The organism is Paenibacillus sp. NPDC057886 (genome assembly GCF_042796655.1).
GTDB lineage: Bacteria > Bacillota > Bacilli > Paenibacillales > Paenibacillaceae > Paenibacillus.
In genome coordinates this window covers 317,709-338,538 of sequence record NZ_JBHVMZ010000008.1, presented here as the reverse complement: position 1 = coordinate 338,538, position 20,830 = coordinate 317,709, and the positions used below count along the sequence as shown (strand labels likewise).

At 46.1% G+C, this 20,830-nt stretch carries 19 protein-coding genes, 15 tRNA genes and 1 rRNA gene; 33 read left to right on the top strand and 2 right to left on the bottom strand.

Going from position 1 to position 20,830, the window contains the following annotated elements; all coding sequences use genetic code 11:
• The 17 genes from ACFVQB_RS26320 to ACFVQB_RS26240 all read left to right on the top strand — a co-directional run.
• A 23S ribosomal RNA gene (locus ACFVQB_RS26320) occupies positions 1-738 on the top strand; the annotation flags it as partial.
• A 67-nt stretch (positions 739-805) separates the two neighbouring features.
• Positions 806-881: transfer RNA gene (locus tag ACFVQB_RS26315), tRNA-Asn, on the top strand.
• Positions 882-884: 3 nt separating this feature from the next.
• A tRNA-Ser gene (locus ACFVQB_RS26310) sits at positions 885-976 on the top strand.
• Between the two features lie 6 nt (positions 977-982).
• A tRNA-Glu gene (locus ACFVQB_RS26305) sits at positions 983-1,054 on the top strand.
• 67 nt (positions 1,055-1,121) lie between these two features.
• Positions 1,122-1,197 (top strand) — tRNA-Val (locus ACFVQB_RS26300).
• An 18-nt stretch (positions 1,198-1,215) separates the two neighbouring features.
• Positions 1,216-1,289 (top strand) — tRNA-Met (locus ACFVQB_RS26295).
• Between the two features lie 27 nt (positions 1,290-1,316).
• Positions 1,317-1,394: transfer RNA gene (locus tag ACFVQB_RS26290), tRNA-Asp, on the top strand.
• A gap of 96 nt (positions 1,395-1,490) precedes the next feature.
• A tRNA-Phe gene (locus ACFVQB_RS26285) sits at positions 1,491-1,566 on the top strand.
• An 18-nt stretch (positions 1,567-1,584) separates the two neighbouring features.
• A tRNA-Thr gene (locus ACFVQB_RS26280) sits at positions 1,585-1,660 on the top strand.
• Between the two features lie 5 nt (positions 1,661-1,665).
• Positions 1,666-1,751, top strand: a tRNA-Tyr gene (locus tag ACFVQB_RS26275).
• Between the two features lie 6 nt (positions 1,752-1,757).
• Positions 1,758-1,831 (top strand) — tRNA-Trp (locus tag ACFVQB_RS26270).
• Positions 1,832-1,860: 29 nt separating this feature from the next.
• Positions 1,861-1,933 (top strand) — tRNA-His (locus ACFVQB_RS26265).
• 13 nt (positions 1,934-1,946) lie between these two features.
• Positions 1,947-2,021: transfer RNA gene (locus tag ACFVQB_RS26260), tRNA-Gln, on the top strand.
• A 4-nt stretch (positions 2,022-2,025) separates the two neighbouring features.
• A tRNA-Gly gene (locus ACFVQB_RS26255) sits at positions 2,026-2,100 on the top strand.
• Between the two features lie 7 nt (positions 2,101-2,107).
• Positions 2,108-2,181: transfer RNA gene (locus tag ACFVQB_RS26250), tRNA-Cys, on the top strand.
• Positions 2,182-2,206: 25 nt separating this feature from the next.
• Positions 2,207-2,285, top strand: a tRNA-Leu gene (locus ACFVQB_RS26245).
• Positions 2,286-2,571: 286 nt separating this feature from the next.
• Positions 2,572-3,498 carry a class I SAM-dependent methyltransferase gene (locus ACFVQB_RS26240; protein ID WP_379446870.1) on the top strand — a complete coding sequence of 309 codons (927 nt, stop codon included), beginning with the start codon at positions 2,572-2,574 and terminating at the stop codon, positions 3,496-3,498.
• 164 nt (positions 3,499-3,662) lie between these two features.
• On the opposite strand, the gene ACFVQB_RS26235 is transcribed toward ACFVQB_RS26240, so the two are convergent.
• Complete coding sequence (locus ACFVQB_RS26235; protein ID WP_379446869.1) at positions 3,663-6,050, bottom strand: helix-turn-helix domain-containing protein; 2,388 nt, start codon at positions 6,048-6,050, stop codon at positions 3,663-3,665.
• 495 nt (positions 6,051-6,545) lie between these two features.
• On the opposite strand from ACFVQB_RS26235, the gene ACFVQB_RS26230 reads away from it, so the two are divergent.
• The 12 genes from ACFVQB_RS26230 to ACFVQB_RS26175 all read left to right on the top strand — a co-directional run bounded on the left by ACFVQB_RS26230 (position 6,546) and on the right by ACFVQB_RS26175 (position 17,026).
• Entirely contained in the window at positions 6,546-6,854 is a 309-nt protein-coding gene (locus ACFVQB_RS26230; RefSeq protein ID WP_024634156.1) for a LiaF transmembrane domain-containing protein, read from the top strand.
• A gap of 33 nt (positions 6,855-6,887) precedes the next feature.
• On the top strand, positions 6,888-7,559 hold the full coding sequence (locus ACFVQB_RS26225; protein ID WP_110002425.1) for a PspA/IM30 family protein: 672 nt from the start codon (positions 6,888-6,890) through the stop codon (positions 7,557-7,559).
• Between the two features lie 4 nt (positions 7,560-7,563).
• Positions 7,564-7,800 carry a PspC domain-containing protein gene (locus ACFVQB_RS26220; RefSeq protein ID WP_379446868.1) on the top strand — a complete coding sequence of 79 codons (237 nt, stop codon included), beginning with the start codon at positions 7,564-7,566 and terminating at the stop codon, positions 7,798-7,800.
• 17 nt (positions 7,801-7,817) lie between these two features.
• The gene (locus ACFVQB_RS26215; protein WP_379446867.1) at positions 7,818-8,318 is read left to right on the top strand and encodes a PspC domain-containing protein; all 501 of its coding nucleotides are present in this window, start codon (positions 7,818-7,820) and stop codon (positions 8,316-8,318) included.
• 1 nt (position 8,319) lies between these two features.
• Entirely contained in the window at positions 8,320-9,027 is a 708-nt protein-coding gene (locus ACFVQB_RS26210) for a PspA/IM30 family protein (protein ID WP_379446866.1), read from the top strand.
• Positions 9,028-9,176: 149 nt separating this feature from the next.
• Entirely contained in the window at positions 9,177-9,824 is a 648-nt protein-coding gene (liaF, locus tag ACFVQB_RS26205) for a cell wall-active antibiotics response protein LiaF (protein ID WP_379446865.1), read from the top strand.
• Between the two features lie 34 nt (positions 9,825-9,858).
• Positions 9,859-10,980 carry a sensor histidine kinase gene (locus tag ACFVQB_RS26200; protein ID WP_379446864.1) on the top strand — a complete coding sequence of 374 codons (1,122 nt, stop codon included), beginning with the start codon at positions 9,859-9,861 and terminating at the stop codon, positions 10,978-10,980.
• A complete protein-coding gene (locus ACFVQB_RS26195) occupies positions 10,916-11,590 on the top strand; it encodes a response regulator transcription factor (protein ID WP_379446863.1) in 675 nt (224 codons plus the stop codon). Before ACFVQB_RS26200 ends, ACFVQB_RS26195 begins: the two co-directional genes overlap by 65 nt.
• A gap of 156 nt (positions 11,591-11,746) precedes the next feature.
• Positions 11,747-12,484, top strand: coding sequence for a YwmB family TATA-box binding protein (locus tag ACFVQB_RS26190; protein WP_379446862.1), 738 nt, complete (start codon positions 11,747-11,749; stop codon positions 12,482-12,484).
• Positions 12,485-12,731: 247 nt separating this feature from the next.
• A complete protein-coding gene (gene zwf / locus ACFVQB_RS26185; RefSeq protein WP_379446861.1) occupies positions 12,732-14,282 on the top strand; it encodes a glucose-6-phosphate dehydrogenase in 1,551 nt (516 codons plus the stop codon).
• Between the two features lie 403 nt (positions 14,283-14,685).
• Positions 14,686-15,084, top strand: coding sequence for a DoxX family protein (locus ACFVQB_RS26180; RefSeq protein WP_379446860.1), 399 nt, complete (start codon positions 14,686-14,688; stop codon positions 15,082-15,084).
• A gap of 358 nt (positions 15,085-15,442) precedes the next feature.
• Positions 15,443-17,026 carry a peptide chain release factor 3 gene (locus ACFVQB_RS26175; RefSeq protein ID WP_379446859.1) on the top strand — a complete coding sequence of 528 codons (1,584 nt, stop codon included), beginning with the start codon at positions 15,443-15,445 and terminating at the stop codon, positions 17,024-17,026.
• A 293-nt stretch (positions 17,027-17,319) separates the two neighbouring features.
• Here ACFVQB_RS26175 and sspI read toward each other — a convergent pair whose 3' ends face one another.
• A complete protein-coding gene (gene sspI / locus ACFVQB_RS26170; RefSeq protein WP_379446858.1) occupies positions 17,320-17,553 on the bottom strand; it encodes a small acid-soluble spore protein SspI in 234 nt (77 codons plus the stop codon).
• 184 nt (positions 17,554-17,737) lie between these two features.
• Between sspI and ACFVQB_RS26165 the strand changes: the two genes are divergently transcribed.
• The 4 genes from ACFVQB_RS26165 (at position 17,738) to ACFVQB_RS26150 (ending at position 20,791) form a co-directional block, all read left to right on the top strand.
• Positions 17,738-18,400, top strand: coding sequence for a potassium channel family protein (locus ACFVQB_RS26165; protein WP_064635682.1), 663 nt, complete (start codon positions 17,738-17,740; stop codon positions 18,398-18,400).
• A 93-nt stretch (positions 18,401-18,493) separates the two neighbouring features.
• Positions 18,494-19,282 (top strand): TrmH family RNA methyltransferase, encoded by a 789-nt coding sequence (locus ACFVQB_RS26160; protein ID WP_379446857.1) that lies wholly within the window; start codon positions 18,494-18,496, stop codon positions 19,280-19,282.
• 173 nt (positions 19,283-19,455) lie between these two features.
• Positions 19,456-20,043 (top strand): sigma-70 family RNA polymerase sigma factor, encoded by a 588-nt coding sequence (locus tag ACFVQB_RS26155; protein ID WP_379446856.1) that lies wholly within the window; start codon positions 19,456-19,458, stop codon positions 20,041-20,043.
• Positions 20,030-20,791 carry a DUF3600 domain-containing protein gene (locus ACFVQB_RS26150; protein ID WP_379446855.1) on the top strand — a complete coding sequence of 254 codons (762 nt, stop codon included), beginning with the start codon at positions 20,030-20,032 and terminating at the stop codon, positions 20,789-20,791. The genes ACFVQB_RS26155 and ACFVQB_RS26150 overlap by 14 nt, the downstream gene beginning before the upstream one ends.
• The last annotated feature ends 39 nt before the right edge of the window (positions 20,792-20,830 follow it).

Below are 20,830 nucleotides of genomic sequence, written 5' to 3'. Positions count from 1 at the left end.
GTGGAGGCACCGTTGGGATACCACCCTGATCGTATCTAGGTTCTAACCTGGTACCGTAATCCGGTGCGGGGACAGTGTCAGGTGGGCAGTTTGACTGGGGCGGTCGCCTCCTAAAGAGTAACGGAGGCGCCCAAAGGTTCCCTCAGAATGGTTGGAAATCATTCGAAGAGTGCAAAGGCATAAGGGAGCTTGACTGCGAGACCTACAAGTCGAGCAGGGACGAAAGTCGGGCTTAGTGATCCGGTGGTACCGCATGGAAGGGCCATCGCTCAACGGATAAAAGCTACCCTGGGGATAACAGGCTTATCTCCCCCAAGAGTCCACATCGACGGGGAGGTTTGGCACCTCGATGTCGGCTCATCGCATCCTGGGGCTGAAGTAGGTCCCAAGGGTTGGGCTGTTCGCCCATTAAAGCGGTACGCGAGCTGGGTTCAGAACGTCGTGAGACAGTTCGGTCCCTATCTGTCGTGGGCGTAGGAAATTTGAGAGGAGCTGTCCTTAGTACGAGAGGACCGGGATGGACGTACCGCTGGTGTACCAGTTGTTCCGCCAGGAGCACCGCTGGGTAGCTATGTACGGAAGGGATAAGCGCTGAAAGCATCTAAGCGTGAAGCCCCCCTCAAGATGAGATTTCCCAGTATGTAAGACCCCTTGAAGACGACGAGGTAGATAGGCTGGGGGTGGAAGTGCAGCAATGCATGGAGCTGACCAGTACTAATCGGTCGAGGGCTTATCCAATATGCAGGTGATAAATCGCACATTTCGTTTCGGATCTAGTTTTCAGAGAATAAACTCTGAAGCATATTCCCTGATAGCTCAGTTGGTAGAGCACTCGACTGTTAATCGAGTTGTCACAGGTTCGAGCCCTGTTCGGGGAGCCATATGGAGAGGTGTCCGAGTTGGCCGAAGGAGCACGATTGGAAATCGTGTAGGCGCCACAAGCGTCTCGAGGGTTCGAATCCCTCTCTCTCCGCCATAGTAAGGCCCGTTGGTCAAGGGGTTAAGACACCTCCCTTTCACGGAGGTAACAGGGGTTCGAATCCCCTACGGGTCATATTTAACTTCAAAAAAGAAGTTGATTTTCACAGCAGTTTTATGATAAGATCATAAATGTGTTGTTCGGAGGCTTAGCTCAGCTGGGAGAGCATCTGCCTTACAAGCAGAGGGTCGGGGGTTCGAACCCCTCAGCCTCCACCATATAACTTTTAATAACGACGCGGGGTGGAGCAGCCCGGTAGCTCGTCGGGCTCATAACCCGAAGGCCGCAGGTTCAAATCCTGCCCCCGCAATTATACTTTCTTTGAAGAAAGTGATCTGGAACCGTGGTGTAGTTGGCCTAACATGCCTGCCTGTCACGCAGGAGATCGCGGGTTCGAATCCCGTCGGTTCCGCCATTTTAATCTTTACATGAGGAAGCTGTTCACTAAATCTGCTATATGGCACCGAACGCCCTGGATAAAGTGCAACGTTTCACGATTAAACTTTATTGTGGCTCGGTAGCTCAGTCGGTAGAGCAGAGGACTGAAAATCCTCGTGTCGGCGGTTCGATTCCGTCCCGAGCCACCATTTATCACAACTTAATACGCCGGTGTAGCTCAACTGGTAGAGCAACTGACTTGTAATCAGTAGGTTGGGGGTTCAAGTCCTCTCGCCGGCACCACTTATGGAGGATTAGCGAAGTGGCCAAACGCATCAGACTGTAAATCTGCTCCCGTACGGGTTCGGTGGTTCGAATCCATCATCCTCCACCAGTTTTTAGGGGCATAGTTTAAAGGTAGAACAACGGTCTCCAAAACCGTTGGTGTGGGTTCAATTCCTGCTGCCCCTGCCAATTAACTTTTAAGAACATATTGTATTATGGCGATCGTGGCGAAGTGGTTAACGCACCGGTTTGTGGATCCGGCATTCGGGGGTTCAATTCCCCTCGATCGCCCCTTTGTTTTTTTTGGGGATTAGCCAAGCGGTAAGGCAACGGACTTTGACTCCGTCATGCATAGGTTCAAATCCTATATCCCCAGCCATTATGCGGACGTGGCTCAGCGGTAGAGCATCGCCTTGCCAAGGCGAGGGTCGCGGGTTCGATTCCCGTCGTCCGCTCCAAAAATATGGCGCCATAGCCAAGTGGTAAGGCACAGCTCTGCAAAAGCTTTATCCCCAGTTCGAATCTGGGTGGCGCCTCCAGTATATTTTTATAAAAACATCATATGCCGGCGTGGCGGAATGGCAGACGCGCTCGACTCAAAATCGAGTGGGAAACCGTGGAGGTTCGAGTCCTCTCGCCGGTATTCAAACAAGTAAGTAAAAGCTCATTAGATGTAAAATCTAATGAGCTTTTTTTATTTAGCAGATATTACATGGATTATTATTTGTAGAAGGAGATGCAATTATTTTTTCTTTATATATTGACGCATACCTTCAATGAGTATATTGTAGATATGTAAAGTCCTTGATATTACTTCGTTTAATTGCGGATATTATAGCTCTTTTAAATTCATATAAAAGATGCTTATCAAAAAAGATAATATCCTTTTTGCGAATGTATATTTTATAAAAGAAATGGAGTGAAACAACGTGTCTGAGGAAAAACATGTATCGAAGCATTCTGACATTTTATTCGATCTATCTGTGTGGGAAGAAGCGTGGAGGAATCAGTCGACAGCTTCAAAATACAATATGAAAAGCGCAGCGTTTGACGCGACGGAAGCATTTGAACGATGGGCAAGAGAATATCATCAACAGTCGTTTACTGAAGAGGGAAAGCAGCGATCGGAACGTATCATAGGCTGGATTGAAAATCAGGGAGTGAGTTTTGACGGGTTATCGATATTAGACATTGGAGCAGCGTCGGGCATCTTTACGATTCCTTTTGCAACCAAAGGAGCGACCGTTACTGCTGTAGAGCCTTCTGAACTGTTAGTTTCATTAATGAAGGAGACAATTCCTGCATCCCTTACATCCAGTATTGGTATCGTTTCAGAGCGGTTTGAGGACATATCGATTCAGGACAAGGGCTGGGAGAAGAAATATGACTTTGCATTTGCATCCATGTGCCCGGCGATGTCGAATTGGGAAACGGTTGAACAGGCGATCAGCACTGCCAGAAAGTATGTTTATATCAGCACGATGGCAGGATCGAGAGAGAACACACTAATAGATGAGCTTAAAGAGGTACTGGGTGTCTATCCATCATACAACGCGGGAGATATGGGATATATACAACAGCTGCTGTACTTGAAAAATTATTCTTATACCACCTTAATCACTAAAGAAACAAGTTATATTGAGATGTCTGTTGAGGAAGTCATCAATAAGCTTCAGGAATGGCTTAGCATGCACGAACTGCCAACGGATGAAGGTTCACTTGCTCTGGCTGGGCAATATATCAGAGACACTTACAGGGATGGTGTGGTTACATTTGCACGCGGAGGGAAGTTCGGTAAAATTCTGATTCAATTGGAGCAACCAAATATGAAAGTTGTACGTACCAAGGAGCACTAAATCATTTCAGAAGTAATCATTTTAGATGAAGTTGCAAGGGAGCAGATATACTGCTCCTTTTTGATGTTCATATATAATATAACTTCTTCTTCGATTAATTCACAAACGTTCTTCTATAGATAGAAATAGTTATAACCGTCGTACTTTATCCACAAAAGAGCTGTTTACTGCTTCATGGATAGATCAGGCTTTTGCTTGCGTTCCCTATACTGTCCAGGCGTGATCCCTTCCCATTTTCGAAAAGAACGGATAAAGTTCTGCGGATTGTTATAACGAAGCCGTGCAGCGATATCCTTGACCGTTAGCTCGCTTTCGTCGAGCCACTTTTTAGCCATACTGAAGCGGTATTTTGTCAGATACTCACTGAATGCACAGCCTGTCTCTTTGCGAAACACACTACTTAGGTAGTTTGCATTGTAATGAAGTCTGGATGCGCATTCCTCCAACGTCAGATCTTTATCGTATTCTTGTTGAACGATGGCAATCATTTTCTCGGAGATATGCTGATATTGGGCGTATTGTCTTTCCTTCAGAATGAGAATGATTGGTATGATGATATGAGTGTGAAACCATTGCTCAACCTCAGTTGCGTACTGTAGAGCATGAAGTTCATTGAAAATAGACCCATGGCCTTTGGAGATCTGTCCCAGTCGTATACCGGATTCCTGCATCATCTGCAAAATATGTGTTAACAGGCGGGTAAGTGCTACCTGATATTCTTCCGGTGTACACTCCAGGCCGAACAGCACTTCAAGCAAATGATGGAGATGAAAGGAGGCTTGGGCTTCATCGGCATTTTGGATAGCCTGTATCAGCATATACTCCAGGGATTCGGGATATGGCAGTGCCCAATGGGATGTACGATTATCAATCGCCTCAAATTGAAAGATAATGCCTGCTCCCAGTTTCATTCGATGTTTGAGCGCTTCAAGGGCCTCCGTATAAGCTTGCGGTATCTGAAATAGGGAGGCGTGAGGCTGACTAAAGCCGATGCTTACCTGAAAACTGAGGATCTCACTGATCTGATGTTGGAGTTGTTCCGTTAATGTATACAGATGCTGTGAAAAACGAACACGGTCTAGTTCAGGGGTACCGATAATGGTAACGACAGCCTGTTCATATACCACAGGAAATAACTGTTGCTCTGCATAAACACTCTCCTCCAGTATGTTTTGAACGGCAAACAGCAACAAATCACGATCCTTGGCATGATATTTGGTGTGGTTCACAAGTTCAGCCTGAACTGAAATGACGGCTATTTGTTGCCACTCTTGAAGCTGTGAACCATAACCATTCTCTCTGAGTATGTCATGGAGAGTGGACGGTGCATTTTTGCCCAGAAGCAGGTTGATTAGAAAATGAGTACGGATCTGCAGCTTATATTGATTTAATTTGCTTTCAAGCTGGGATTGAGAAGCGGATAGCTGGGAAATGCCGGCTCTGATTTGCTCGAATTCATCCATATGAAGTTTAGAATTGGTTTTAAAATTACCTTTGGACAATCGTTTGTCACCGAGTTGTGCAAGGAGCTTGCGGATAGGAATATGCATTCGCCTTGAACCGATCCATGAGAGCAACAGGGAAAGCAGTAGCATAGCGACACTGATATACATGGTGTGCAGCCCAATCTGAACGTACTCGTGAGTAAGAATATTCGTAGGTGAAATGAGAATATAAGTCCACCCTTTTAGAGAAGAATGCGTGTAGGACAGCGAGTAATGTATATCAGCAATACGTACCTCCCGTTGGACAGAAGAGGTAGCGAATCCGCGAATGGATAACAGATCGCTTAAGTTGGCACCCGATTCGCTATCTTTTATTCCTGCTGCAGCCAATGGCTGACCAATATATTCGGGATCGGGGTGAACCATGATGCGCTGTTCACGATTCAAAATAATCAGTCCGGCGGCAGAGCTGTCTGGAGACTCCTCTTCCAGTGGTTTTTGCAGTGAACACGCGGGAATTCCCGCAATCAGGGCAGCGTCAGAAGAAACATTTACATCGGGTATCGATCTGGCAAGTGCAATATGATAGATGCAGCCGGAATTCACTAGGCGCTCATTATTGTTAAACACAGATGATGGTGTAAGCTGCCAACCGGATGTGAGCGTGTTCGATAACAAGTCTTTCATCGGTAGAGCCATTGGGAAATCAGTATTAAGGTATAGGCCAGCATGATCGATAAGCCAGTCCTGGGTCTGATTTACGAGTGTAATATCCATAAGAGGCTCCCATGATCTCATATTCTTGAATTCAGTCTGTAACTTCTCAGCAAACAAAAGACCGGTGCCTTGTAACGTTGAAGATGAAGTTAGCGAATGGAGCGTATCCGGTGACCGAACAGCCTGATCGAGCATATAGCTCACGGTTGCAAGTTTATGTTCCACGTTGGTTTGCATTTGGACTAACAGTTGTTTATTGGCTTGAGCACGATGCAGCTCCGATTGTTTTGAAGAATAGATAAAAGCAGCGATTCCCGTCAAAAGAATGGGCAGGGTACTTAACAAGATTCCGAAGACTATCATTTTATGTAAATAGCTGAATGATCGCACAAGTCCACTCCTGACTTTTGGATTAGTAACACTTCCTATTTTAGTAAACGCTTACATATAGAACAATCTAAATTTTGTTTATTTGGATAAAAAAGTAATTAAAATTCAAGTGAAAATTAAGATCATGAAATCGTTCAAATTAATATTAGAGGTCGTTTTAGTTTTTCTGGAATGTGCAATGGGAAACGTCAGTCGGAGAGAAACGTAGATAAGAGGTATGGACGTCATATTCATACGGGGGAAATGGGTTCAAAGAAGGGTAATAAGGGATTATCTAAGGCCTTTATTCGGTACAGTGGACAATGGTCTGATCCAGGGACAGTCAAAGGTCCAACCCGATCCCCGACCTGAGTCTAGGATGAAAAACCGTCCACGGTCTGTTTTGAAAAGTCGCAGTTTCCCCTAGAATAAGGACATAAGGTTAAACAAGAAACAAACGAACAAACAAACACACAAATCAAAAATAATGAACCGAAAGGGTGGTGAACAATAATTATGAGATGGAATAAAGGAAATGGCTGGGCGATTGTACTGATTGCATTGGGTGCACTCCTCCTCTTCGGAAAGTTAACTCCCCTACTGGGACATTTAATGGGTTATCTGATTCCGATCCTGATGATTGCACTTGGATACTACGGAGTTAAACGAGGAAATGTACTGCTTGGATGGATTGTTCTCTTCATCGGTATCCTCTCATTGCTGGGTAAACTGGCATGGCTGATCGGACCGATCATCGCGATTGGGTTAATCATCTTCGGATTCTCCATGTTGAGTAATAATCGCAGTCGTCGTGGCCGTTACTAAGCTTTCACGATTATGATAAGGAGGACAGACAAAATGAGTGTATTTCGTCGAATGCGGGATATTACCGTAGCTAATCTAAACGAACATCTGGAGCAAAGTCAGGATCCAGTCAAACTGATTGATCAGTTTCTGGTCTCGACCCGCCAAGACATCGGTGAAGCCGAGAAGCTTCGTCATCAATATGCAAGCCATACCAGACAAATGAAACAACAAGCGGATCAGGCAGCAGGTATGGTACACAAACGGGAAGAACAGGCTTCCATGGCTCTGAAAGCAGGCGAGGAGCATTTGGCCAAACTTGCTTTGCAGGAGAAAATCCTCCACGAGGAAAAAATGGAGCAGTACAATGAATTGTACGCACAAAGCAATGCGGCTTTACAGGAACTGGATGAACAGATCGATCAACTGAAAGTGGAGTATCAAAATGTATACAGCAAACGCCAATATTACTACGCTCGTATGCAGACGATTCAATTGCAGCAACGAATGAATCAAAGAGGTCACTACAACGGTCAGAATGTACCCCGTATGTTCAACCGGCTGGACGATCAGGTTTCTGATCTTGAATATGAGGCACAAAGTCTCCGGGATTTGCGGCGGATGAGTCAGGATGGGGCAGGAACGTCCGGCACCATGTCCTCCTCTACGCTGGACAAAGAACTGGAACGGCTGAAACAAAAGCTAAACAATGACAGAAAGGAGTAGACACATGAATAAACTTTACCGCTCATCGCGCAATCGAATGCTGACAGGTTTGATTGGCGGCATCTCTGAAAATCTTGGATTTAGTTCCACGCTGCTGCGTATCATTTTCTTCATCAGTATTTTCGCTACGGGGGGTACATCATTGCTGATCTACTTCATCGCTGCATTGGTAGTGCCCAAAGAATCCTATCACGCTGATCCATACACTTATGGTGCTGATCACGTAAGAGGATACAAGTAAACGAAAGGAGTAAGCACATGAGCAAATTATATCGCTCAACGCGTGACCGGATGCTGACAGGATTATGTGGTGGGATATCCGAGTCGATCGGTATGGATTCAACCTTGCTGCGTATCATCTTCGTCATCAGTATCTTTGTAACTGGCGGCACGTCGTTGTTAATCTACTTTATCGCAGCACTGGTGGTACCAAAAGAGCCTTATCCACCTTATGATCCATACGGCTATGGTCCTGGTCCAGGCGCTGGTAGAGGATACAACAACTTTGATCACGAGCCACCAAGAGGTCCTTTCCAAAACAACCATAATCAAGGGCCTGGAAACTTCGGTCCTGGCCCAGGATACAACAACAGACCTCAGTCTGGTCCACGTTCTTACGACAATAACGCCTACGGAGCAGGGTCACAGCAAGAAAGTGAACTTGATTCCATGATGAAAGATATTGAGAAAAAAGCATTGAAAAAAGAAGTTGAAGAGCTTCGCCAAAAATTATCTCGTTACGAGAAGGGAGAAAAGTAAAATGGGAGTATTTAAACGGATTAAGGATATGACTAAAGCGTCGGTAAATGATATGTTGGATAAAGTGGAAGACCCAATTGTAATGTTGAACCAGTACTTGCGTGACATGGAGGCTGAAATTCATGAGGCAGAGGTAACCGTCGCCAAACAAATGGCGAACGAGCGTCGCATGAAACAGCGTCTGGACGAAGCAGAACGTACTTCGGTACAACGTGAGTCTCAGGCAGAAGCTGCACTGGCTAATGGTCAGGAAGAAGTGGCACGTAAATTGCTGGAAGAGAAAATCTACTTCGATCAAAAAATTACGGAATACAGAGAACTTCATGCTCAATCCGAAGCTCAAGCCAAAGATTTGCTGCAACAGCTTCATGACATGAAAGATGAGTTCTACAAAATGCGTAACAAACGTAATGAACTCGTATCCCGTGCACAAATGGCGAAAGCCAAAAAACAAATGTCCCAAATCAACAGCTTGCACTCGATCGAGAGTGGTGGCGCATCCCTTGGATTCCACCGCATGGAAGAGAAAATCATGCAAATGGAAGCCGAAGCTGATGTGATCCGTGCACCTTATCGTAACACACAATCTACGTACACTAATCCTGTAGATACTGAAAAGCAATTCAAAGTGGATCAACAACTGCAAGCTCTGAAAAACAAATTGGGCAATGGTGCTAAGAATGAAACAGGCGGTACTTCAAAAGAATAACTGTTCGCTCAGCAGACAATATGATATTCTATAAATCGTGAATAAAGAACGGTTTCTAGAACAAAGGTTAAGCCATACAGGTATTCAATGCCTGATATGGCTTTTCCGTCGAATTGGGAAGATCAACTTACAGAGGAGGTGCGGCAGAGATGAATAAGAAGGGTCAATGGCTTGCTGTTGTAATCATTGTCATCGGCATGCTGATGTTACTGAACCGAAGTATTAACCTGCTGACCGTCGCCGCACTGATTCTGTTAACGATAGGTATGGTACAAGTTCGTAAGGGTGACACACACAAAGGCTATCGATACCTCGGTATCGGTGCGGCTCTGTTATTGCTTGATAATCTAATGATTGTATTTTTGATTGTACTGGCTTCTCTGGCCTATTTTTATTCCAAAAACAAAAAGATTCATCTTGATGGAAATGTCATGCGCAAGCAAAATTTCATGGCTCGTTACTATTGGGATCAGGCCCCATGGACATTGCGCAGCATGAGTCTGTGGCATGCCATGGGTGAGATTAATGCAGATCTGTCACTTTCCCTCCCGGAAGAGAAACAAACGATTGTACTTTTGCAGGGGGTTATGGGGAATGTTCGTCTGATACTGCCTGAAGATTATGGTGTTGAAATTGAGGCGTCGGTACTTTTTGGACGGATTAGCCTGAATGGAGAGCAGGATAGTGGCATGATGAACAAATTGGTATGGAGAACTCCTGGATACGAGTCCAGTGAACATAAAGCAAAATTTGTCATTTCTTATATTGTTGGCGACCTAAACATCAGTAATCCGTAATAAATTAAATAGGTGAAGAAAGGAGGAGACCCGGATGAAGACAAAACGACATACCGACATGGTAACCCGAAGTATGGGTGAAGGGATCCTCCTTGTTTTCATTGTGCTCGCTGTGATCTTGTATGTATTGTATACATATGGTTATCTTGCCCCGTTTGCAGGATGGAGGCATCTGATTCAATCGGGTCTGGCATTACTGCTGCTCTTGATCGGTATGGGTGCGGCCTTCGGGTTTTATCAAAGTTACCGGGTTAAGCGCAGGCTTGAACTATTGCGAGAGACACTGCTGCAATGGGAAAAGGGGTCACTCTCACGTACTGTGCCGGACCTCGGCATTGATGATGTCGGCCGATTAAGCGAGCAGCTTGGACGCATCGGCAAAAAGTGGGAAGATCAGGTCTCTTCTCTACAAAGGCTATCTACGAATAACGCGCAGTTGGCTGAACAGGCCAGAATAACGGCCATTGTGGAGGAACGGCAGCGGCTGGCACGAGAATTGCATGATGCGGTATCGCAGCAGCTGTTCGCCATTTCCATGACCGCAACAGCGGTTGGACGAAGAATGGAAAAGGATTTTGCACGTGCCCAGCGGCAGGTGGCCCTGATTGAAGAGATGGCGTCGGTAGCTCAGTCCGAGATGCGGGCGTTGCTATTGCATCTGCGACCTGTCTATCTGGAGGGGAAACATCTCGAACAAGGTTTGCGCGATCTTGTGATGGAGTTGAAAACAAAAGTACCCATGGATATCGTGCTCGAAATGGATGAAGATATTCATTTGATCAAAGGCATTGAGAATCATCTGTTCCGTATCATTCAGGAAGCGATGTCCAATACATTACGTCATGCTAAGGCAGAAAAGATGGAAATTCGGCTTCAGCGCCGGTTGGATGCCATTCGGGTATTGATTCGTGATGATGGTCAGGGATTTGATCTCGACGATCAGAAACAGGCCTCCTATGGTCTGGCCAATATGCGTGAACGAGTGACTGAAATTGGCGGAGCCATTCAATTTGTAACGGCGCCGGGCAAAGGAACACGAATTGAGATTACAATACCTTTGATGAACGATGAAAGCGAGGAAGAACATGTCAATGGAGACGGGAATAGAAACGGAGACGGAAGCGGAAACGTCGATCAAAGTGTTGCTCGTGGATGATCATGAGATGGTACGCATTGGCCTCGCTGCGGTGCTGGATACTGAAGATGGCATTGAAGTGGTGGGGGAAGCGGGCAGCGGCGAGGAAGGCATTCGGTTGGCACAGGAGTATAAACCTGATGTTGTCCTGATGGACCTCGTCATGGAAGGGATGGACGGGATTGAAGCCACCCGGCAGCTGCTCAAAATGTATCCGGAATGCAAGGTCATTGTGCTGACCAGTTATCTGGATGATGAAAAAATGTATCCGGTTATTGAGGCAGGAGCCTTCAGTTATCTGCTGAAAACATCCAGAGCCAATGAGGTGGCAGATGCAATCCGTGCTGCAGCTCGTGGGCAATCGGTTCTGGAGTCTCAAGTGGCATCCAAAATGATGAATCGTTTCCGGCAACCACAGGCAGCCGCACCTGCGCATGAGGAATTGACCGATCGGGAAATGGATGTTCTCCGTTTGCTGGCCAAAGGCAAGTCTAACCAGGACATCGCAGATGATCTGATTATTGGAATCAAGACGGTCAAATTCCACGTGACGAACATCCTTGCAAAACTTGGCGTAGATGACCGTACACAGGCAGCCATCTATGCATATAAGAATGGACTTGCGGAATAGAAAATGAAGCGTGTGAACGTTGAGGCGATAAGGTCCGATCAACCATGAAGATGGTGGATGGGGCTTTTTTTGTATGCCAAAAGAAGTTTAGCAAATGAGTTATGGGGGCATGCTGTTGATAGATTCATAGAATGCAAGAAAGAGCGGAGGATTTGAATGTTAAATCGATGGATGACAGCAGGCATACTGGCATTGGCAATCATTATACTTGTAGGCATGACTCGTGTTTACGCGGAGAAGACGGAATCTGAAGCAGTCAAGCTGGAACAATTGATAAAGACTGCAGATACAGCAATCGATCATGTGGAGCGTTTAGTCATTAAATGGCAAGGGGAAGGCCGTGGAGATGCAAAAGAGCAAGCAGAGCTGCTCGCTCATCGGCTGGGATTGCAACAGCCTGAACGCGGTGTTCAGACGGGGCATGATGTGTATCGCAGTGAGATGGTTGCTGATGCTCAGCACGCAGGCATTCTGGTCAATGTTGTCGTTACGGGGGAAAAGGAATACTACGCGATCGTCCAGTTATCAGGCAATGAACATACAGATCTGCATTTATTAACCGAATTACATGAACAAGTATCCCGGTTGCTTACAGACTCGGGAATGAAGGCAGCATGGAATTTCGCTGTGCAGGGCACTGATTCAACGGAAAGTGGCGCCAGCAGTCAATTGCAGCAAATCGAGGAACAGCTGTCCGGAGAGATGGATATGAAAGCAATAGAACGTTATACAGATAACAGCACTGCCAGCGTTTCATATGAGGCTTCGGATTTGCCCATAGCGATAAAGAGCGGGGCGCATCAATTGAACATGCAGCTGGCGGTTCACCAGAATGTTGAACAGGGGACCAATCGAGTTACAGTAGGTTTCCCGGTGATCACGATTGAATATTAATGCAAAATTAAAGCAGATTTATAAGACTGATCATGAATTTTTATAGATGAGATTTCCATGAATTGTGGAAAAATAGTGATAACATTTCTCAGGAAAATTAGTGCAACCCATGGGGCTTTATGCTAAAATGGCATCACATCCAAGAAGGAAATTTGCTGGTAATTGACGGTTGTATGTTGCGTATATAACACCATTACATAGCTCGGGGAGAGTGTGGAGATGTCTTCCCGGAAAGAAAGAGGAGCCCATGGTCGAAAAACAAATGCAAGATGAAGTGCAGACACCAGGTGCAGTATTTTTCATTTTTGGAGCAACGGGTGATTTGGCCCGCCGGAAGCTGTTTCCGGCTATCTACAGTCTCTACCGCGAAGGCAAGTTAGCCGAAGACTTTGCGGTTATCGGTGTAGCGCGTCGTCCGAGGTCACCAGAAGAATTCCGGGAAGACATCTATGAATCCATTAAGGAGTTCTGCCGCTATCCGGCGGGGGAACCCGATGAGTGGAATGCTTTTGTCGAACATTTTGAGTATAAATCACTAGATATCAAAAACGTGGACGGTTTCAAAGAATTGCGTGAGCAGACAGAGAATCTGGAAGCGAAGTTTAACACGCCGGGTAACCGTCTGTTCTATCTGGCGCTGGCACCTGAGTTGTTTGGCAGCGTGTCATATAGTTTGCGTGATGGTGGAATGCTGGAGAGCTACGGGTGGAATCGACTTGTAATTGAAAAACCATTTGGATATGATCTGCAATCTGCGGAGCATCTGAATGAGCAGATCCGTGAAGTGTTCCGTGAAGAAGAGATTTATCGGATTGACCATTATCTGGGCAAGGAAATGGTGCAGAATATCGAAGTCATCCGCTTTGGTAATGCCTTTTTCGAGCCGCTTTGGAACAATAAACATATTGCCAACGTTCAAATTACCTTGGGAGAGACGGTTGGTGTGGAAGAACGTGGTGGATACTACGATCATTCGGGAGCATTGCGCGATATGGGACAGAACCATATGCTGCAGATGCTGACGATGATTGCGATGGAGCCGCCAAGCCGTTTGTTCCCGGAGGACATTCGCGATGAGAAGGTTAAGGTGTTGCGTTCTCTGCGTGCGTTTAACTCTAATGAAGAAGTGAGCACTAACGTTGTGCGGGGGCAGTATACCGAAGGGGAGTATCGTGGTAAGCAGCTTCCCGGTTATCGTCAGGAGGATAAGGTTGATCCTGAATCCAATACAGAGACTTACTTTGCCGCACGTGTATTTGTAGATAATTTTCGCTGGGCAGGTGTGCCGTTCTATATTCGGACAGGCAAGCGTCTTCCGGTGAAAACGACCGAAATTGTAGTTGAATTCAAATCCATGCCGAGCAACGTTTATCTGGGCAAAAAGTATAAACTGGAACCCAATCTGCTCGTGATTCGGGTGAATCCGATGGAAGGCATTTATATCAAAATCAATGCCAAGAAGCCGGGTTCCGACTCCGAAATTCAGCCGCTGGCGATGGACTTCTGTCAGAGCTGCATGATTGGGATCAACTCGCCGGAGGCGTATGAACGTCTGTTGCATGATGCAGCAGAAGGAGACTCCACCTACTTTACCCGTTGGGATGAAGTGGCTACAGCATGGTCCTTCGTGGACCGGATTGCGGCAGCTTGGGCGGAAAATCACGGAGAGCTGCATACGTATCCTGCAGGTACGTGGGGGCCGGAAGCAACAGGCAAACTGCTGGAGCAGGATGGGTTCCACTGGTGGCCGGTGAACGGTCAGGACGAAGATAGTGTCGTCTGGCAAGTGAACAATTAATCGCGGAAGCAACACTCACGAGTGGCAAGGATTTGGATTAGAGCGAAGTCATTTTATTGGTGATAAGACTAACACTGTTATAAATAAGACTTGGGAAGAACGCAGAGATGCGATCTTTTCAGGTCTTTTTTTGTGATGGAGAAGTAGGGAAAGTAAAGCTTAATATATAATAAAATAAGTTGTTGACAAAAAGTAAGTATATAACTTATACTCAACTCAAGAGATAAAGAGATTACGCAAAGACATACGAAAACCGAGGACGAATCGGAAACGTACATCATTCATGAGATAAAATGTGAACCAGGTGAAGGGGTTACGACATACAATCATGAAGAAAAAAATTTAGCATAATATCTTTAATCTAAGAATACTATTTTGTATATATTGAATGGAGGAAAAGAAAATGTTGGATGTAGGATTGTTGTTGATTCGTTTGGTGATTGGATTGTCGTTCATGGCGCACGGGGCTCAGAAATTGTTTGGATGGTTCGGGGGATACGGAATCAAGGGAACCGGAGGCTGGTTTGAATCGATGGGGATGAAACCTGGCGCATTGGTAGCATTGTTGGCAGGGCTCGCAGAATTCGGCGGCGGATTACTGCTGGCTCTGGGTCTGCTCACACCGGTAGGCGGCGTTCTGATTGTTCTGACTATGGTTATTGCGATTGTGAAGGTTCATGGTGCGAACGGATATTGGTCCACGCAAAACGGATTTGAATATAACCTGGCGATCCTGGTGGTTGGTGTAGCACTAGCTTTGACAGGTGGAGGACAATACGCACTGGACGCATTAATTTTCTAAGAGCGGCAAGCGAAATGAATAATGAGTACCTGGATGCCATAATGATGGCGGAAGGGTGCTCTTTTTTTGCAATCGGAAAAGAGAAGAATCTGCTGTACGTAATCGGTTATTTTCGGTAAAGATTATGGTACAATAGGAAAGTTGGATACTAAATCAGGTCTACGGCATGAATGGAAGCACAACGCTTAGGGAGGATGAACTCCGTTGTAAATGTGTAAAATTAACATAGGATGCTTAATTGCCTCATGTGCGAAATGCGAATGTACAATCAACCGGCATAGCCGGATTGCATAAAGATTGAATGGTAGACCGGCCTCGCCGGATTAACGTGAATGAACGGACGAAAGGGATAGAATCTATGAGCAAAGCTGCAGATAACATTCTTCAACAGGAAGTGGACAAACGTCGGACGTTTGCCATTATCTCTCACCCGGATGCGGGTAAAACGACATTGACCGAGAAACTATTGCTGTTCGGGGGTGCGATTCGTCTTGCCGGTACAGTCAAAGCTCGGAAAGCAAGCAAACATGCAACAAGTGACTGGATGGAAATTGAGAAACAGCGGGGGATCTCGGTAACTTCTTCCGTAATGCAGTTTGATTACCTGGGTCATCGTATCAATATCCTGGATACACCGGGTCACCAGGACTTCAGTGAAGATACGTATCGTACACTGACAGCTGCCGATAGCGCGGTCATGTTGATTGACGTGGCCAAAGGTGTCGAGGCCCAAACCATTAAATTGTTCCAGGTTTGTGCGAAGCGCGGTATTCCGATCTTCACGTTCATCAACAAGCTGGACCGTGAAGGACAAAGCCCGTTTGATCTGATGGAAGAACTCGAAAACGTTCTGGGAATTCGCTCCGTACCGATGAACTGGCCGATTGGTACAGGACGCGAGCTGTGTGGTGTGTATGATCGGATGAAAAATCAGGTGGAATTGTTCCAAGGAGACGATCACTCGACGATTAAAGTACAAAAAGTGGAAGGGTACGAAGATCCGATCATTCGTGAGATGGCAGGAGATTATCTGCATGATCAGCTGTGTCAAGATCTAGAGCTTCTGGATGTTGCAGGAGACCAGTTCGACATGGAGAAGGTACAACGCGGTGAACTGACCCCTGTATTCTTCGGTAGTGCCATCAATAACTTCGGCGTGCAGACGTTCCTGGAGAACTTCCTGCAACTCGCACCGAAGCCGGAACCGCGTCGCAGTACAGCGGGTGAGATTGAGCCAACCAATGAGAAATTCAGCGGTTATGTCTTCAAAATCCAGGCGAACATGAACCCGGCACACCGGGATCGTATCGCATTCCTGCGTATTGTATCCGGTAAGTTCCAACGCGGTATGAGCGTGAAGCATAATCGTGTGGGTAAAGAAATCAAACTGTCGCAACCTCAGCAATTCCTGGCACAGGATCGGGATATTATAGAAGAGGCATATGCAGGCGACATTATTGGTCTGTTCGATCCAGGCATCTTCCGGATTGGCGATTCATTGAGCCAAGGTAGCGAGGTTATTTTTGATGAACTGCCGACGTTCTCACCAGAGATTTTTGCCAAAGTTACGGTTAAAAATGCATTGAAACATAAACAGTACCAAAAAGGGATTGACCAGTTGACCGAGGAAGGTACGATTCAGGTGTTCAACACGGTTAGCTTCGACGAGACATTGCTGGGCGTAGTGGGTCAGCTCCAATTCGAGGTATTTGAATACCGGATGAAAGGCGAGTACGGGGTAGACGTGCAGTTACAGCGCATGCCTTATCAATTTGCTCGCTGGATCGTGGACGAGAATCTGGACCCAAGTAAATTCCGGATCAACTCCGCTCTGGTGAAAGATAAAAAAGGCAATCATGTAGTACTGTTCGAAAATGAATACGCGATGAGAACCGCAATGGACAAAAACCCAACGGCGAAATTCCTGGAGACCGCTCCATAAGCCGTTTTTTCCTAAAATAGTAAAGACAGCAGAAGCAAATGACCTAAATCCCTGATCAGAGGGTTTAGGTCATTTTTGTCGTTCCCAGCTTTTATACCGGTACACACAAACAAGGTACAGTCTCCTGAGTTATGCTCAGTGACTGTACCTTGTTTGGTTGGGGAGCCTAATTAGTCTACGGGGGATTTAACTGCCATGCTCTTGGAGCAAGGCATCATCCAGACCAATGAGCCAGAATCTTTCTTTGCAGACAGAACAACGTGATGATGGTACCTTTCCCTCCAAGGCTTCAGTTATCTGATGGGTTGAACGGGAATGGTGTGCAGATGCTCCTGCGCGATTTGAATTAATTCTTCCTGCTTGGTAGGTTCCGTGTTCTTCCAGATCATTTCGAAAATGGCACCAAGTCCGGGTAATGCTGCTTCCGGTCCATCTACAGAACCTTCGATCATCTCCCGGAGCTGATCATCACTTTTATCATGAACCTTATGAACAATCGCTTCACGCAGGCTTAATGTAATTGGCATCGCAAGTCCCTCCTCGTATATTCGGCTGCTCTAATACTGTTCCCTGGGAAGCGTGAGCGCATTCAAGTTTATTGGGCTTTGTGGTATACTACGAAGGATATTTAAGTAAACATTCACCCTTTAATTGAAAAATGGACTACCAATAGATGCGTAATGCTGAAGTGCAGCGGGAGGTTAGACCCTAATGGCTAAAAAACAATATGCCGTGATTGGCATGGGACGGTTTGGATCAAGTGTAGCCAATGCGCTGAGCGGCATGGGATTCGACGTACTGGCAATTGATGCGGACGAACAGCGGACCCAGGAAATGTCCAATGTGGTGACTCATGCCGTATCGGCAGATTCGACAGATGAAGAAGCGCTGCGTGCGCTGGGCATACGGAATTTTGATGTCGTCGTTGTGGCGATTGGTGAAGATATTCAGTCGAGTATTCTCACGACCCTTATTCTGAAGGATATGGGTGTACCTGTTCTGATTGTAAAAGCACAAAATGAGCTTCATGGTAAAGTATTGCAGAAGATCGGAGCAGACAAGGTTATTTATCCTGAGCGGGATATGGGACTGCGTGTAGCCCATCATCTAACATCTCCAAACATTCTCGATTACATCGAGTTATCTGAGGATTACAGCATTTTGGAAATGAGAGCGTCCGAGCAAATGATCGGTAAAAATCTGCTGGAGTTAAATATTCGTGCACGTTTTGGTTGCAACGTGATGGCGATCCGCAGTGGGAATTCGATGAATATCTCTCCGTATGCGGAGGATCGGATTGCGGACGGGGATGTGCTAATCATCGTTGGTCACAAGGACCATTTAACGAAAATGGAGCTTGCGTATCCAAAGTGATAAGTACGTTGATGGAGCAATCTTTGGTCGGAAAATTTTAATACGTCATGTAACATTTTGATAAAAAATCCCGCAGACGGGAAGGATGGAAAGATGGATATTGTATCACCGCAAAATACACGTGTGAAGGAATGGGCACAACTGCTGGAGAAAAAGCACCGTACCCGTCAACATAAATATATTATTGAAGGCATTCATCTCGTACAGGAAGCGCTGCGCGCCGGGGCGGATCTGGAATGCATCGTTTACGATGGGGAGCAGGGTGTACCCAAGGAATTGGCTGGACTGGAGGCTCCACTTCAGCGTGTGGAATGGATGAGTGTATCTCCTGCGGTTATCGCCAAGTGTACGGATACGATGACACCCCAACCTGTTTTTGCCGTTGTACATAAAGGGCGTGAGCCGCTGCAAAGCTTGTTGTCTTCCTCCAAGGGGCTGGTCGTTGTATTGGACAATGTTCAGGATCCCGGTAATGTGGGGACGATCATTCGCAGTGCGGATGCAGCGGGAGCGGCAGGCGTTGTGCTCGGTGCTGGTTGTGCGGATGTCTATAATCCGAAAACGATTCGTTCGACGATGGGGTCATTGTTTCATTTGCCAATCGTAGAAGGGCAGTTGGAATCGTTGCTGCCTGAAGCAAAGGCTGCGGGTGTAAAGTTGGTTAGTACGTCTTTGCAGGCAGAGTATTCCTGTTACAGCTATGATTTTACACAATCGGTGTGGCTTGTGATTGGTAATGAGGGCAAGGGCATATCGGAGTCTACTGCACGGCTGGTGGACGATGCGATTACGATTCCCATGCAGGGACAGGCTGAGTCACTTAATGCCGCGATGGCGGCAACGATCTTGTTGTTCGAGGCAATGAGGCAGCGGATGGTTTAGCCCATGAATAATTCACTTCATTATCATTTGAAGTAAAAAATATAAGCTTATTCCAACTCGAACGATGAGTATGGAATGGGCTTTTTTTGTATGGTAGGAGAAAGTAAATAAATAAATCGAACGAAATGGAGCTGGTATGCCAATATATAGTGTAAGGAGGAAGGGGATGGATAATGAGTGAGACAGAAAAGTACATAAAACTTGTGGAATTAACCCGGGCTGGCGACTACGAAGCATACGGGGAGTTATATGAGCTAACGGTGATGGATGTGTATCGTACTGTTCGTTTTCTGATTCGTGACTCATCTGACGCGGAAGATCTGGTGCAGGAAATTTATATTCAGGCGTACAGGTCATTAGAGCGATACGATTCGGAAAGAGCGTTTCGTCCTTGGTTAATGGGTGTGACGATGCGGCAGGTCCGAAGTTACCGGCGCAGACAGTTGACACAATTTCGTTTTAGCAAACGGATGGAGAAGTCTGATACTGGGCTGGAGTATGATTTTTCCGGTGACTTAATCAACAAACTGGCGAATCGCCCTCTGCTCGAACAGGTGCACCGATTGCCGTACAAGCTGCAGCAGGCGATCACTCTTCATTATTTAAACGAGTACACGCAAGAGGAGATTTCATGCATATTGGACATTCCGCTAGGCACGGTGAAATCGCGTATTCATGCGGCATTAACCAAGCTGAGGCAGAATCAGAAGTTGAATGCGGGTATTCGAGGAAAGGTGGAGGATTTGCATGAATCTAGATGAACAGTTGCGAGCAGCCTTCCAGGAAGACACGAAAGATTGGATAATTCCTGAAAAAACAAAACATAAAATCATGAATGCTATACGAAGTGAATCACGTCTCAAAAGAAATCGAAAAAGATGGCTGGTCATTGTACTGCTGGCTGCTGTACTCATCATTCCTACTGGAGCCTATGCGGGGTATACCTATTTGGCTAACGAAATGTATGGTTCACAGGAAAATATATCAGCGGTGGGTGGAACATCCGAGGATTACATGAGACTGGAAGCGAAGCTGCAGACAGCCAAAGCACATTTAAGTGAAGAGGAATTTATTCAATTTATGGGTCTGATGAAGCAAATGGGGCAAATGGCCTTGAAGTATGCGGATCAACAGGGAGAGATGCACCCCGAGCAATGGAGTGCCACAGAACAGACCGAGTTTAATCGTCTTGCTGCAGAACTGGAACCCTTTTTCAAAAAGCTGGAAGCAGCAAGTGTAGATTCTCCAAAAGAACCTATGGACCAGGAGCAATTTTGGAAGGAACAGCTGGCAATGGCAGAGACGAAGTTTTCCAAGGAGCAGTTTACCGAGTTCAAATCGTTGTATGAACAGATGAAGCAGTATGAGGCCAAGGTGATGGATCAGAATGGGAACATCCATGAAGAACGATTGTCTGCGGAGCAGAAGGAAGAACTAAAGCAGGTACGCGAGCGAATATTCCCCTTCTTGGAGAAGTTGGGAGTGGAAGTACGCAAACAGGGTGAGTAAATTAGGCAATGTTCAGGAAGCGGAGGAGCGAAAGAGAAC